The organism is Abyssisolibacter sp. ZYX002, from assembly GCF_056892235.1.
Genome location: NZ_JARMXH010000003.1, coordinates 448,373 through 463,603 on the forward strand (window position 1 = coordinate 448,373; position 15,231 = coordinate 463,603).

The 15,231-nt window shown below is 29.9% G+C and carries 13 protein-coding genes; 11 read left to right on the top strand and 2 right to left on the bottom strand.

What is annotated here, in order from left to right; translation table 11 throughout:
* The first annotated feature begins 220 nt into the window (after positions 1 to 220).
* Positions 221 to 2,644, top strand: coding sequence for a DNA internalization-related competence protein ComEC/Rec2 (locus P3X86_RS12150; RefSeq protein WP_483292964.1), 2,424 nt, complete (start codon positions 221 to 223; stop codon positions 2,642 to 2,644).
* Between the two features lie 143 nt (positions 2,645 to 2,787).
* Here the strand turns inward: P3X86_RS12150 and P3X86_RS12155 are convergent, their stop codons facing one another.
* Complete coding sequence (locus P3X86_RS12155) at positions 2,788 to 3,924, bottom strand: iron-containing alcohol dehydrogenase family protein (protein ID WP_483292965.1); 1,137 nt, start codon at positions 3,922 to 3,924, stop codon at positions 2,788 to 2,790.
* Positions 3,925 to 4,085: 161 nt separating this feature from the next.
* Between P3X86_RS12155 and P3X86_RS12160 the strand changes: the two genes are divergently transcribed.
* The 4 genes from P3X86_RS12160 to P3X86_RS12175 all read left to right on the top strand — a co-directional run bounded on the left by P3X86_RS12160 (position 4,086) and on the right by P3X86_RS12175 (position 8,138).
* Positions 4,086 to 4,451 carry a nuclear transport factor 2 family protein gene (locus P3X86_RS12160; protein ID WP_483292966.1) on the top strand — a complete coding sequence of 122 codons (366 nt, stop codon included), beginning with the start codon at positions 4,086 to 4,088 and terminating at the stop codon, positions 4,449 to 4,451.
* A gap of 507 nt (positions 4,452 to 4,958) precedes the next feature.
* A complete protein-coding gene (locus P3X86_RS12165) occupies positions 4,959 to 5,771 on the top strand; it encodes a GNAT family N-acetyltransferase (protein WP_483292967.1) in 813 nt (270 codons plus the stop codon).
* Between the two features lie 430 nt (positions 5,772 to 6,201).
* Positions 6,202 to 7,233, top strand: coding sequence for a DNA polymerase III subunit delta (holA, locus tag P3X86_RS12170; RefSeq protein WP_483292968.1), 1,032 nt, complete (start codon positions 6,202 to 6,204; stop codon positions 7,231 to 7,233).
* Positions 7,234 to 7,319: 86 nt separating this feature from the next.
* Positions 7,320 to 8,138, top strand: a complete 819-nt coding sequence (locus P3X86_RS12175) for a transposase (protein WP_483292969.1) — start codon at positions 7,320 to 7,322, stop codon at positions 8,136 to 8,138.
* 102 nt (positions 8,139 to 8,240) lie between these two features.
* Here P3X86_RS12175 and rpsT read toward each other — a convergent pair whose 3' ends face one another.
* Positions 8,241 to 8,504, bottom strand: coding sequence for a 30S ribosomal protein S20 (gene rpsT, locus P3X86_RS12180; protein WP_483292970.1), 264 nt, complete (start codon positions 8,502 to 8,504; stop codon positions 8,241 to 8,243).
* A gap of 171 nt (positions 8,505 to 8,675) precedes the next feature.
* On the opposite strand from rpsT, the gene gpr reads away from it, so the two are divergent.
* From gpr to hemW, 6 genes are all read left to right on the top strand, one after another.
* A complete protein-coding gene (gpr, locus tag P3X86_RS12185; RefSeq protein WP_483292971.1) occupies positions 8,676 to 9,650 on the top strand; it encodes a GPR endopeptidase in 975 nt (324 codons plus the stop codon).
* Between the two features lie 104 nt (positions 9,651 to 9,754).
* Positions 9,755 to 11,002 carry a stage II sporulation protein P gene (gene spoIIP / locus P3X86_RS12190; RefSeq protein ID WP_483292972.1) on the top strand — a complete coding sequence of 416 codons (1,248 nt, stop codon included), beginning with the start codon at positions 9,755 to 9,757 and terminating at the stop codon, positions 11,000 to 11,002.
* A 106-nt stretch (positions 11,003 to 11,108) separates the two neighbouring features.
* Complete coding sequence (gene lepB, locus P3X86_RS12195) at positions 11,109 to 11,645, top strand: signal peptidase I (protein WP_483292973.1); 537 nt, start codon at positions 11,109 to 11,111, stop codon at positions 11,643 to 11,645.
* Positions 11,646 to 11,697: 52 nt separating this feature from the next.
* A complete protein-coding gene (locus tag P3X86_RS12200; protein ID WP_483292974.1) occupies positions 11,698 to 12,000 on the top strand; it encodes a hypothetical protein in 303 nt (100 codons plus the stop codon).
* 139 nt (positions 12,001 to 12,139) lie between these two features.
* The gene (gene lepA, locus P3X86_RS12205; RefSeq protein WP_483292975.1) at positions 12,140 to 13,951 is read left to right on the top strand and encodes a translation elongation factor 4; all 1,812 of its coding nucleotides are present in this window, start codon (positions 12,140 to 12,142) and stop codon (positions 13,949 to 13,951) included.
* A gap of 59 nt (positions 13,952 to 14,010) precedes the next feature.
* Entirely contained in the window at positions 14,011 to 15,141 is a 1,131-nt protein-coding gene (hemW, locus tag P3X86_RS12210; RefSeq protein ID WP_483292976.1) for a radical SAM family heme chaperone HemW, read from the top strand.
* The last annotated feature ends 90 nt before the right edge of the window (positions 15,142 to 15,231 follow it).

Genomic DNA, 15,231 nt, shown 5'->3' on the forward strand with positions numbered 1-15,231 from the left:
AAGGTTAAATATAAGGTGTTTCCGTATGTAATTTTACTTAACATATTTTTCGTTTGCTACGCACATCTCTTCATTGGGTGCTATAGCACCACTACAGGGAAGGTCGTTCGTTGTGGGTATACAGTTCAGAGACATCGGAAATATGGAATATAAAAGAATATATACAAAAACAACCAAATATTATAAAATATAGTTAACTCTCTAAAGAAAGGCTGATGATATGAAAAAACCTTTTGCAATGTTGACTATATTTTTTATTTTGGGATTATTAGCTGGTTTTTTTATAGATATAGATTTATATATAGTTATAATACTTAGTTGTATTTTAGTATTTATCACAGTTTATATGCATAACAATATAACATTTCTGATTCTTGTTACGTTACTAGGCATGATAGTAATACAGCTAAATTTGCACAAGAGCGAAATGACAAATTTTAATGGTGATATGGTTATAATTAGAGGCATTATTTCAGATAAAATATCGCAGAATGAGTACAGTACAAATTATATAGTAAAAACAGAGTATATAAAAAATAAAGAGGAGTTTTTAAAGGTAAGCGAAAAAATTATCCTTAAATGTATAGGAAATAATGAGCTTAAAATAGGTGATTATGTAGAGTATAAATCAAAAGTAAGCTTACCGAGTACCAATACGAACCCCAAATTATTTGATTATAGATTATATTTAATGATGGATGATATATTTACTATGACAAAGTGCAAAGCTGTTGACATACAAATAATAGAAAGAAGTAGATTATCAACAATACCTAAATTTATTATTGACGTTAAAGAAAAACTAAAAAAAAGTATGGATATCTCGCTTTCGCCTGAATGTAGTCAAATAGCAAAGGCGATTATATTTAGTGACAAAACAGCGTTAAGTGAGAAGGATAGCAAAACTATCAGAAGTATAGGTATGGCGCATATAATAGCTGTATCAGGTTTTCATGTTTGGATACTAAGTGCTATAATACTATACTTATTAAAATTGTTCATATATCAAAAGAGAATCAGAGTGATTGTATGCTTGATACTACTATGGTTATATGGAGGGTTGATAGGATATCCACCATCTGTACTAAGAGCATTGATAATGCTATCGTGTGGTATGTTTGCAGATGTAATATATAGAAAAAATGACTCTATAAATAGTCTATGTTTTGCAGCTTTTTTAATACTTATGTTTAAACCACTATGGATTTTTAGTGTTGGTTTTCAACTCTCATTTACAGCTGCGATATCGTTGTTATTACTTACCCCAGTAATAAAAAAGGTAGTTCCAAATTCATCAATAAGTGCAATAATAGCAGTTCAATTAGGTATATTACCAGTTATAGCTTATCATTTTAATCAAGTACCTATATTTGCTATCATAGTAAATTTCATAGCACTACCATTGATATCACTGATTATAGTAATATTATTTATAATGATGATAGTTTCACTTATAAGTATTAAAATATGTTCTGCAATAGGTATACTTTGTGGCGGTTTGATTTTATCTTTTAGATATATGAGTATTTTACTATATAAAATTCTAGGTTTAAATATGATATTGCCATCATTGACTACAGCAGAAATAATAGTGTATTACATGGGTATTTTTATGTTATTTGGGTATATAAAATTAAAGGATTTAAGTAGAGAAATAAAACGCGTAATTTTTGTATATGCAGTATTAGTGGTGTTATGCATCGGACTCACAGATATGCTTTACAACGATTACAAGATAGAGTTTATAGATATTGGACAAGGTGATTGCATGCATTTAGAGCTTGGGAATAAAAACTATCTCATAGATTCAGGAGGGATATTATATGGCTCATTTAGTGCAGGCGAGAAGGTAGTAGTACCTTATCTATTAAAAAGCGGGATAACACACTTAGATGGTATTTTCATATCACATTTTGATACAGACCACTGTGCTGGAGTACCTTATATATTAGACAATCTATCCGTGGACAAACTATATATATCATATATAGATTACAATAACAAACTGTCAAAAGAGATCATAATTAAAGCAAAAGAAAGTGATGTAGATATAGGAATACTAAAAAAAGGGGATAAATTAAGTATTGATTCTAATTCAAACATAGAGATAATATATCCCAAATCAAACAATGAAAAAGGATTAAGTGCTAATGACAAATCAATAGTTATGTTAATGAAGATTTTTAACACTAAAATACTGTTCACAGGAGATATAGAGCTAGAATCAGAATCAAAAATTATAAATGATATAGAAGACATAGACATACTCAAAGTTGCTCATCATGGTAGCAAAACGTCATCTAGTGCAAAATTCTTAGAAAAAAGCAAACCCGAATATGGTATAATCTCAGTCGGTACAAATGTTTATGGACATCCACACAAAGCAGTTATAGATAGATTAGGTATGTATAATACAAAAGTTTTTAGAACAGATACAGATGGGTTGATAACTATAAGTATCACTAAAGATGATTATAATATAACTAGTTACAATATGAACAAAAACAGTTTGATAGGATTGTTTAAGGTATTTAAAATGATTATATGGAATACAATTTTTGTGTGCATATTAAGTTTATTAATAAAAAAGAAGAGTTTTGTAAATCTGATAAGTTTAAATGAATTAAAAATGATTATAAACTAAATAAATTTTATTATTTTTAATATATTAATATCATGAAAATATAAAAAATGATCATTAATAATTATAACAGAAATTAACGATCATTTTTATTTGGCTAGGTTAAAGGTTATTTTATTTATTGTAACGTATACGTATACTGTTGTTTACTTATCACTTAAAGCTTTTAATAGTATGTCTTTAACTTCTTCTATTTTTACTTCTCTAGGATTCATAAAAAGACTAGGTTCTTTCATAGTAGCATCTGCGATTAAATCAATATCGGATTCCTTAACTCCTGTATCAGATAAGCTAGGAATTTTAATATTGTCATTAAGTTCTTTTATTTTAGCAACAACTTTTTCAGCTGTTATATCACCATCAATATTCATAGCCTTACCGATATTCTCTAACTTAGATCCCATAAAAGGAGCATTGTATTCAACAACATATGGTAACATTATAGCATTGGCAATACCATGAGGAACATTAAAATGAGCACCTAATGGGTGAGCAATACCATGTACTAGACCAAGAACAGCACAATTGAATGCAAAGCCAGCCAATACACTAGCGTTTATCATATTTTCTCTAGCAACTATATTTTTTCCATTGTGCACAGCTTCCTCTATATTATTAGATATAAGTTCTATAGCTCTAAGTGCACATGTATCAGTAAATACAGTAGCAAATTTTGATACATACGATTCTAAAGCGTGAGTAAGAGCATCCATTCCTGTTGAAGCAGTTATGCTTGGTGGTAAACCTAATGTCAAGGTAGGATCAACTATTGCAAAATCAGCATTAACATTGATTCCGCCTATAACCATCTTAACTTTTCTTTTAGTATCAGTAATAACAGAAACACCAGTTACTTCACTAGCAGTACCTGCAGTTGTCGGTATTGCTATTAATGGTAGTGTTTCATTTTTGACTTTGTTCATGCCTTCATAGTCACTGATTTGACCAGAGTTCGATAGTAATACGTTTATTGCTTTAGAAGAATCAATAGCGCTTCCGCCACCGACAGCAATAATTAGGTCAATATTTTGATCTTTATAAGTATTTACACAAGATTCAATCATAGTATCAGTAGGATTAGGCATAACTTCATCAAATATCAATACATTATGTTTAGTAGTATCTATATTTTCTAGCACCTTATCGACTAAACCAACAGCTCTAACTCCTTTGTCAGTTATAAGTAAAATATTATTAGCAGAATAATTAGATACGATACTTTGAATTTCTTTTAACGAATCAACACCCGCCTCAACTTTACTAACTATTTCAAAATGACTCAAATTTATCATCTCCTTATTAAAATAAAAATTATAAGTATATTTATTTAGTTAAAATATTAATAAACATTGACTAATATAGCTATAGTCTTTTATAATTATTTTATCATATTTATTTTCAGAAGAACAAACTTTTTTTAATAAAATTTACTAGGAGGGTTACAATGAAAAATTTAAAAGCTGTGGAAGCTATATATAAAGTAATGCAGTTATATATAGAAGGAACAAAGACAGGTAATTCAAAATTATTGAGAAGTTTATTTCACGAAAAAGCTATAATGTCAGGGAATCTAGTAGGAAATAAATTAGTAGGTGACTCACCGGAGATGTTTTTCAATGATGTAGATGGGAAAACAGCAGAAAAAGAATATACAGCTAGAGTTATTAATGTAGATGAACAAGGAGTTGTTGGTTGTGCAACTTTGATAGAAACAAATCTAATGGGTAAAGATTTTGTTAATTTCTATCATCTACAAAATATAGAAGGGACATGGAAGATAGTTTCAAAATTATTTACATCTGTTGATTAAGAATAAGATATTGGAAAAAAGATATTAAATAATAACTTTCAGACTGTAGAGAAAAGCCCAATTTCTGTGCCCGTGTTAAAATTTCCGTTGCTCACTTACCTCTAAGTAAGCTCTGCTACTCAATTTTAACACGCCTTGAACTTGAACATTTACTACAGTCTGTTATCTTGTTATCTAAAAATAACAACTAATAATAGTAGAAAAGTAATCCAAAGAATTTATTAAACAAATTGAAAGTATTGCTTAAACCATGTATAATAAAGTATAAAATATAACATTTGGCAATATAAAAGGAGATAGTGTATTAAAATCTTCAAGATTTGTTGATGGTAAAAAAGGTAAAAATATCAAGGAGGAAACAATGTTACAAACCATAAGAAATAAAAAATGTAATACCTATTGTAGTTTAGAATTTATAGAGTGTATAGAATCTGACTGGTGACATATAGAATAACTATAAACAATGAATATGACAGCTAAGTTATAATTACAGAAAGGACTGATTTAATGAATTATGATTTAAATACATATAGAACATTTAAGTATACTTCTTTTAAATATATGGATAATGAAGAGATAGAAGAAGTTCTAGAAGAAGTTAATGTATTGATAGCTAAAGAAGATACATTCTTCGGTTATAAGTTAGGAAATTCAAATAATAAGATACATGTGTATTGGGCTAGTAATGATAAGGAAAGTTTTATTGAAGGACTAAACCAAGTAATAAATGAATTCAAAAAAACTATATATATTGAATTTATTCCACCTTCATTTTTACCCGATATGGAGCAACAAGGGTTTAGAGTTGTTAGTGAATTTATGGATTTTTGGAATCAAGATCTTAAAATTCAGGATATCCTATATAAAAGCAATGACATCAAAGTAAGACCTATAAATAATGAAGAATATGCATTAGGAAGTAAAATAACATTTGCTTGTGCAGGTTTGTCTAGAGGTTTTGATGGTATGGAGGTAGAAAAATTAACCCAGTGGAATGAATCATCAACAAGTGATATACTTGTAGTAGAAAAAAATCAAAAGTTAGTTGGAATAGCATTGGTTAATCTTTACGGATTTGATTCTGAAAAAGGAACTTGTTTATGGTTAAGATTAATAGCAGTCAAGCCATCTGAGCAAAACCAAGGGATAGGTAAGCTTCTATTAAATCATTGTATAAACTGGGGAATTGAAAGAGGAGCTAAAAGAAGTTTTTTACATGCTGATGTATTAAATGAAAATGCAGTAGGCCTTTATAAAAAGATAGGCTATGTGAATCATTGTGAAAGAGGTCAAATTAATATGGAGAAGATTAACAGATAGAGAATAGGAAGTAAGATTTTGCTTATTATTAAGAGATTTATTGTGACTATTATCTAGACTAAACTCGGGAATAAAACAATAGAATATCACTGTCAGCTATATCAAAAGCGAAAAATAAAAAAAATAATTATTCAATATTTCAAGCCTGATTCCATCTTTTGCATTGAAGGGGGATGGAAGATAGTTTATAAATTATTTACATCTGTTGATTAAGAATAAAATACTCAAAAAAAGATATTGAAAAAATATCTTTTTTTTATGCTCCAAATAATTAAAACCGATACATATAGTAGTAAAATATCAATCTACAGCAAATTTCTTTAAGAAAAGTGAACAGGAATATGGTATAATTTCAGTTGTAAGTAAAAAATATGGTATCACTAGAAAAACGATTATATGTATAGTGATAATTTGCAGAAGGAGCGGGATAATGAGTTACAAAATTATATTAGACGATGTAAAAAAAGGATGTTTAAAACCTGTGTATTTATGCTATGGTATAGAAAGCTATCTCAAAACAGTCGTTCTTAATGAAATAATCAAAAAATACATAAACAAAGCTTTTTTTGATTTAAACTACATACATATAAGAGAAGATATAAAACCATCTGATATAATAAATGCATGTGAAACACTTCCGTTTATGTCAGAAAAAAAAATAGTAGTAATAGAGGACTACGAAGTTTTTTTATCAAAGACGAGTGAAAATATCACACAGGAGATATTAGATTATATTGAGTCTCCAAATAATAGCACGTGTCTTATTTTTTATTGCAATGTAGAGAAAGTAGATAATAGAAGAAAGATAGTAAAACTCATAAAGAAGCATGGAGGAATAATAGAGCTTAACAAAATAAATGAAAGAGAGTTATATTCTTGGGTTAACAAAGAGTTTAAATCAAGGAAGAAGAAAATAAGTACAGCTACAATAGAGTACTTTATATCAATGATTAATTATTATGATAAAAGTTTAGACAAGAGTATGTTTGATGTAAAAAATGAAATAATAAAAATCTGTGATTATAACATAGATAGAGAAGATGTAATAGACTCTGGCATTGACAAGGTTATAACTAAATCCATAAGCAATAATATATTTAGGCTAGTAGATGCAATAGGTCTAAAAAATACTACAGTTTGCTTAGAAGAGCTTAACAACATAATAATAAACCAAGAACCAATTCCTAAAATTATGTATATGATTATAAGGCAGTTTAGATTATTAACAGAAGCGAAGTTACTAGCATTAAAGGGATATAGTTATAGTGATATAGCTAAAGAGATGAAAATCCAAAGCTTTATTGCTAGAAAACTAATGGATCAGAGCAGATCATTTACCAAAAATGAATTAAGCAAAGCACTAATGAGGTGCTTACAAACAGACAAAAGTATCAAAGTAAGCTCTAAAGACAGTAGGATAGCAGTAGAAATGTTGATTGTAGATTTGACTATGAAGGGATAAGCAAATATCCCATTTTCCCCAAATGGGGTCAGGCTTGAAAAGTTGACGAAATAGGTGGTATAATATAACAAAAGGGGTGAAAATAAATGGCTAGAAAACAGAGAATCCACTACGAAGGTGCATTATATCATGTGATGGTAAGAGGAAATAACGGAGAATACATATTAAAAGAAGAAAGTGAAAAGAAGAGTTACAAAGATTTAATATATAGATATAAGAAAAAATATGACTTTAAACTATATGCATATTGTATTATGGACAATCATGTACATATGCTAATACAGGTAGCAAAAACACCGTTATCAAAAATAATGCAAGGAATACAACAGGTATACACACAAAGATATAACAAAAAGAATAAAAGGACAGGACATGTGTTCCAACAGAGGTATAAAGCTATATTGTGTAAAAAGGATGGATATTTGTTGTACTTAACAAAATATATACATATGAATCCACGAAATGCAATGTTAAAAGGAGATATTGAGTACGAGTGGAGTAGTTATAAAGAATATCAGAAAGGTATAGGCGAACTAGCAGACATTGATTTTGTGCTTAATATGATATCTCCAAATAAAACAATAGCAATAAAGGAATACACAAAGTTCATTGATAAGGAAATAGAAAACATAGAAAAAGCAGAGTATGAGATACTAGAAGAAGTTACTGCAGAAAAACAAAAAAGAAAACAAAAAGATATAGAAGAAATTATAAATGAGGTAGTAAAAGAAGAACAAATAACAATAGAAAAATTAATGTCAAAAGGGCGAGCAAGAAGCATATCAAAAGCTAGACAAAAGATAATACTAAAAGCTGAAAGAGATTGCAACATAACAAATACAGAACTAGCAAAGAGGTTAAATATTTCATTGTCAGCTATATCAAAAGCAATAAATAGAGATTAATTATTCAACAATTCAAGCCTGACCCCATTATTGAGAAAATAAAAAAACTTCGGCTATAGTCCGAAGTTTTGAAAATTCACGTGAGTTTTCAACATTTTATTATTACATAGCAGCATTAACTTTTTTATTAAGTCTGCTTATTTTTCTTGATGCAGTACTCTTGTGGAATGTTCCTTTAGCAACCGCTTTATCAAGTTTTTTCTCAATAGTTCTTAATAACATCTTTGCATCATCAAAGTTTTTGCTCTCTATAGCTTTATCAAGTTTCTTGATATATGTCCTAACTTCAGATTTTCTTTGTCTGTTTAGAGCTGTTTTAGTGTTTATAACACTTATTCTTTTCTTAGCTGATTTAATATTAGCCATCAGTACACCTCCTTTGTAGCTTAACAAACAGTATTTTACCACGAATATCATAAAAAAGCAAGGGTTAATACATATAAAATATATAAGGGGATAGATTAATATATGTGTTTTTGAATAAATTTTTAAATTAGAGTAAACATAAAAATAATCAAAAAAAGTGAGGTGGGTATTGTGTTTCAAGTCAGAACTGACTTAGCCATAGAGAGTAGAGAACTCTATAAAGAAGGTAGAGATGTAGAAATATCGGGTGTAGAGGTTGATGTAAAAGAAGAGAAAGACTATAAGATAACTAGAGTTAAAGTACTAAACAAAGAGGGAGAAGAAAAATTAGGTAAAAAAATAGGAAGTTATATAACTATAGAATCAGCTGCTTTAAAGCAAGCTGACCAAGACTTAAAAGATGAAATAAGCCAAGTGTTAGCAAAAGAGTTAAAAGCATTAATAAATACTGACAAGCATACTAAAAGCTTAGTAGTAGGTTTAGGAAACTGGAATGTTACACCTGATGCGTTAGGGCCCAAGGTAGTAGAAAAAGTATTTGTTACGAGACATTTTTTTAAGGCGTATAACAAAACAGAGGATGATACAATGGCTGATGTATCTGCAATATCACCAGGTGTAATGGGTATTACTGGACTGGAAACTGGTGAAATTATCAAAGGAATAGTGGAAAAATCAAAACCAGATGTTGTAATAGCTATAGACGCATTAGCATCTAGAAAGATGGAGAGAGTCAGTAGTACTATTCAGATATCAGACACAGGAATAAACCCAGGTGCAGGCGTTGGCAACAATAGAAAATCACTAAACAAAGAATATTTAGGAGTACCAGTTTATGCGATAGGAGTTCCTACAGTAGTAGATGCAGCTACAATGGTTAATGATACTATAGATCTGATAATAACAGACATGAAAAACCATACAGAGAAAGGTGGGGAATTCTATGGGTTATTAGAGGGTTTAGAGGATCAAGAAAAGTACCAAATGATTTCCCAAATGCTTAATCCATATATGGGAAATTTAATGGTTACACCTAAAGAGGTAGATACTATAATAGACGATATATCACTTATCATAGCAAACGGATTAAATATATCACTGCATCACGGAATAGACCTTAAAGATGTTAATAGATACATTAACTAATAAATAAAATTATACACATAATTATAGCTTCTCTGGAATATAATCTTATATACTCACGATAAGAAAACGTAAACAGATAAAGTATGTTTCAGAGGAGTGTTTTTATGTCTAAAGGAGTACTTATCAAAGATAAAGGGTTACAATATGTAACAATAGCAGGAATATGTTTAATGATTTTTATAGTTGGATTCTTTAGTGTTAAAAATATAATATCAAGTAAAGGTTCGGTACAAGCCGTTAGTAATATAGAAACAAAAGAAAAACTGGACAACAAAGGATTAGATTTTTTTTTAAATGTTATAATGTCTAGCAATTCTTTTATGCAGGTTACATACGCAGAGGTTTGTGAAGATAATGCTCAAAAAAGCCTTATAAGAAGCGCATTATCATATATATTTAATAGCGATAGAATCCAAAATTACATAGCTAGCAAATTGCCATCATCAGATAAAGACGCAGTAGCGGGAGAGGATAACAAAGAGCTAGATGGTCCACAGATAGCTACGCCAGTGTATAAAACAAATACAACACCCTTACTAGAAGAAATAAAAGATGCGCAAGGTATTGACATACCTAAAGATAAAATATTAGAAGATGTGATAATAATAGAAGAAGCATTAAAAACAGCTAAAACTACTAAAACTAATAGTAGAAGCATAAGTTTGGCAGACATAAACAAAATTAAAGGCGAACTAGGTTATAACAGCAAACAAATTGTAAATGAAGATAAGCCATATGTTTTGATATATCATACACATGCTACAGAAGTATATCTACCAATAAAAGACGACAATTTTCATTCAAAGAAGAAAGAATTCAGTGTTATGAAGGTAGGGGAGATAATAGCAAATGAGTTAAATAAAAAAGGCCATAAAATAAAACAAGTACAAACATATCACGATTTACCGTCTTACAATAAATCATATGACAGATCATTAAGCACAATAAGAAGTGAAATGAAAAAAGAAAAAAATATTAAATTTCTAATTGACATACATAGAGATGGCATACCATCTAATGCAGCATATCTAAGTAGATCCAAAAAGGAAGCCAAGGTAGATATAAATAATAAAAAAGCCGCTACATTTAAATTTGTTATAGGATCAGATTGTAAAAATAAAACCCAGCTTACTAAGTTTGCAAAATACATAATGTCAATATCAGAGCGTATGTATCCAGGGCTTTGTAAAGGTTTAGTGATAAAACCATATGGACGATATAATTTGTTTATAAGTGATTATTCAATGCTACTAGAGGTAGGAAGTAATCTTAATACAATAGAAGAAGCAAATCACACTGCAACATTACTAGCAGATGTTTTAGATGTAGCAATAAAGAATATTATAAAATAATCAAATATCAACAAGTTAACCTATCGTTATAGATGTATTAGGTTAACTTTTAATTTATCTATAAAAGTGTTATAATGTTTTTAGCCATGTAATGGGGGGATTATTTATGAACAATAAGAGAGAAGTTAAGAAAGAAATCAAAGAATGGATTAGAAGTATAGTAGTAGCTGTAGTAGTAGCATTTATTATAAAAATGTTTTTATTTGATACAACATACGTAGTAGGTAGTTCAATGTTTCCAACATTACATAACAAAGACAGACTATTTACAAACAAAATTGGATATCTACTAACAGAGCCAAAACAAGGAGATATAGTTGTCATAAAAGCGCCAGATGATCCTAACAAAGACTATATTAAGCGTGTAGTAGGAATTGAAGGAGATAAAGTAGAAATAATAGATGGTCATGTTTACGTCAATGGCGAGCTTTATGTGGAGAACTATACTGAATCAGACATTAGAACAGAAGGAAGTTTAGAAATAAAAGTTCCAGACGGGGAGATTTTTGTACTGGGGGACAATAGACATATGGGAGCTAGTAAAGATAGTAGATACTTTGGTACAGTGAAAGTAGATGCAGTTAAAGGAAAAGCCGTATTTAGATATTTTCCGTTTGATGGTAGGTTTGGTGTATTAGACTAAAAATAGTATACAATGATTAAAAATTGACTATAATAATCACGTGGTGATTTTTGTGAATAGTAGAATAGAGCGATATAAAAATAGAAAGAAGAACAAATTTAAAAAATTCATGGCTTTATTGGTTATTATAAATTTATTACTAATAGGAATAGTGATAGTAGACAATAGTTTTTCAGAGTTTATGGGTATAAAAAATAAGAGAGTATTTTACATAGATAGTAAGAATGAAAAATACACAGCAACGATATTTGGCAAGAACTATACAGTAGAAAAACAATTAATAGATAATTTAAAAGATACCATAATTAAAAAAGCTGAAGATGTATATGATTCCATAAGAAAAGTGATAAAATAAGAACAAAAAAGAGAAAGACGGATGGTTTTCTCTTTTTTTAAGTGTAAATATTATGTTATAAAATAATATTTATTTTATCTAAAATAATCTTATGGTATAATTGTAAAAGACTACTTCCATTAAAACTAAGGAGGATAATATGAATAGACAAGATAGAATAAGGAATTTTTCTATCGTTGCACATATAGATCATGGAAAATCTACATTGGCGGATAGATTGATAGAAAAAACGGGATTGTTAACAAAAAGAGAAATGACAGACCAAATATTAGATAGCATGGATTTAGAAAAAGAACGTGGAATAACAATAAAACTACAAACAACTAGATTAATATATAAAGCTAAGGATGGAAATGAATATATACTGAATCTAATAGATACACCGGGTCATGTTGATTTTAACTATGAAGTATCTAGGAGCTTAGCTGCTTGTGAAGGAGCAGTGCTAGTAGTTGATGCAGCGCAAGGAATAGAGGCACAAACACTTGCAAATGTTTACTTAGCTATAGATCAAGACTTAGAAATACTTCCAGTTATCAACAAAATAGACCTACCGAGTGCAAGACCGGATGAAATTAAGCAAGAAATAGAAGACATAATAGGGCTAGATGCACAGGATGCACCACTTATATCTGCTAAAGATGGTATAAACATAGAAGATGTGTTAGAAGATATAGTTGACAACGTACCACCTCCAACTGGGGACAAAAATGCATCACTAAAAGCACTTATATTTGATTCATACTATGATGCATATAAAGGTGTTATAGCGTATACGAGAGTGGTTGAAGGGACAGTTAGAAAAGGCACAAAAATAAAGATGATGGCAACAGGTAGCGAGTTTGAAGTAACAGAAGTAGGAATATTCTGCCCTAAAATGGTAGCAGTAGACAAGTTAGAAGCAGGAGATGTTGGATATATAGCAGCAAGTATCAAAAATGTAGGAGAAGCAAGAGTGGGTGATACAATTACAGAGACAGAAAATCCTACTCTAGAGCCATTGCCAGGGTATAAACAGGTTACGTCGATGGTATTCTGTGGTATCTATCCAGCAGAAGGTGAAGACTATAATGATGTTAGAGATGCACTTGCTAAACTACAAGTAAACGACGCAGCATTGACATTTGAGCCTGAAACATCAGTGGCACTAGGATTCGGTTTTAGATGTGGTTTCCTTGGATTATTGCATCTGGAGATAATACAGGAGCGTTTAGATAGAGAGTTTGATTTAAATATCATAACTACGGCACCTAGCGTTTTATACAATGTAATGAAGACTGATGGAGAAATGATAACTATACAAAACCCGACTAATTTACCACCAGTTCAAGAAATAAGTTACATGGAAGAACCTATAGTAGATGCTACTATATTGTCACCGACAGAGTATGTAGGACAAATCATGGAGCTTTGTCAAAATAGAAGAGCAGTATTTAAAAATATGGAATATCTAGAAGAGACAAGAGTAGCAATAAAATATGAGATTCCACTAAACGAAGTAATATACGATTTCTTTGACGCTCTAAAATCAAAGACTAAGGGATACGCTTCTTTAGATTATGAACTAAAAGGTTATAAAGAGTCTGAGTTAGCCAAGCTTGACATATTGATAAACAAAGAAGCAGTAGATGCATTTTCAATAATAGTACATGAAGAAAAAGCTTACGAAAGAGCTAGGCAGATATGTGAGAGATTAAAAGACGTAATCCCAAGGCATCAGTTTGCAGTACCAATACAAGCAACAATAGGCTCGAAAATAATAGCTAGAGAGACGATTAGAGCTCTTAAAAAGGATGTATTAGCTAAATGTTATGGTGGAGATATATCTAGAAAGAAAAAGCTACTTGCTAAGCAAAAAGAGGGTAAGAAGCGAATGAGATCAGTTGGTAGTGTAGATGTTCCACAAGATGCATTTTTAGTAGTACTGAAGTTTGACGAAAATAAAAAATAATATAAAGGGGCTGTCTATTAAGTCAGCCTCTTTTGTTGAGAGGGAGTATAAAAACAAGCATGAAACAACTAAGTTTATATTTTCATATACCATTTTGCAAAAGCAAATGTTACTATTGTGACTTTATATCATTTCCTCAACAAGAGAATATAATAAAAGAATATATAGAACATATGATAAAAGAGATAAGTATTTATTCGTACCTTAGTAGCAAATATAGTATCTCAACAATTTTTATAGGAGGAGGGACTCCTTCTAGTATAGATAGTTCATATATCCAGAGGATATTATATGAGACTGGTAAGATATTTACTATAGAAAACAATGCAGAGATAACAATAGAATCAAATCCCAATTCATTAGACAAAAATAAGGCAACAGCTTATAAGAATAGTGGGATAAACAGGATAAGCATGGGAGTACAATCCTTAGATAATAGACTGTTAAGATCCATAGGTAGAATACATGATAAATACGATGTATATAGAGCGTACGAAATCATTAGAAATGCTGGTATAGACAATGTAAATTTTGATATTATGTTTAATTTGCCTAGGCAGAGCATAAATGACGTTTTATATACGCTAGAACAAACAACTAAATTAGATGTAGACCATATATCACTGTATAGCTTAAAGATTGAACAAGGAACACCTTTCTTTCATAAATACAATAACGATCAGATAGCATTACCACACGAAGATATAGAAAGAAATATGTATCATAGATCTATAGATTACTTACAATCTAAGGGATATATGCAATATGAAATATCAAACTTTAGTAAGAAGGGATTTGAGTGCATACATAACCTCACATATTGGAAATTAAAGCCGTACCTCGGCATAGGGCTAGCCTCACACTCAAACATAGATGATAGTAGGTGGAGTAATAGAGAAAGTTTTGATAGCTATTTCAAAGAGGTGAAGGAAGGTAACAGACCAATAGAAGAAGTAATAGAAGTAAGAGATGATAAAATATTTGAGTATATGATGTTAGGGTTAAGATTGACAGAAGGCATAGATATAGATGATTTTTATGGTAAATTTAAAGTAGACATATTCGATAGGTATGGGGATGTACTAAAAAAACATAAAAAAGAAGGGCTTTTAAAAATAGAAGATAATAAAATAAAGCTTACAAGACGAGGATTTGACTTGTCTAATACTATTTTTTGTGACTTAATGTAATAGTTTTTGAAAAAAAATAAAAAAAACTATTGACAAATTTCAATATCAATGATAATTTAAGAACAGAAAGTGTTAGCACTCAACACTAGA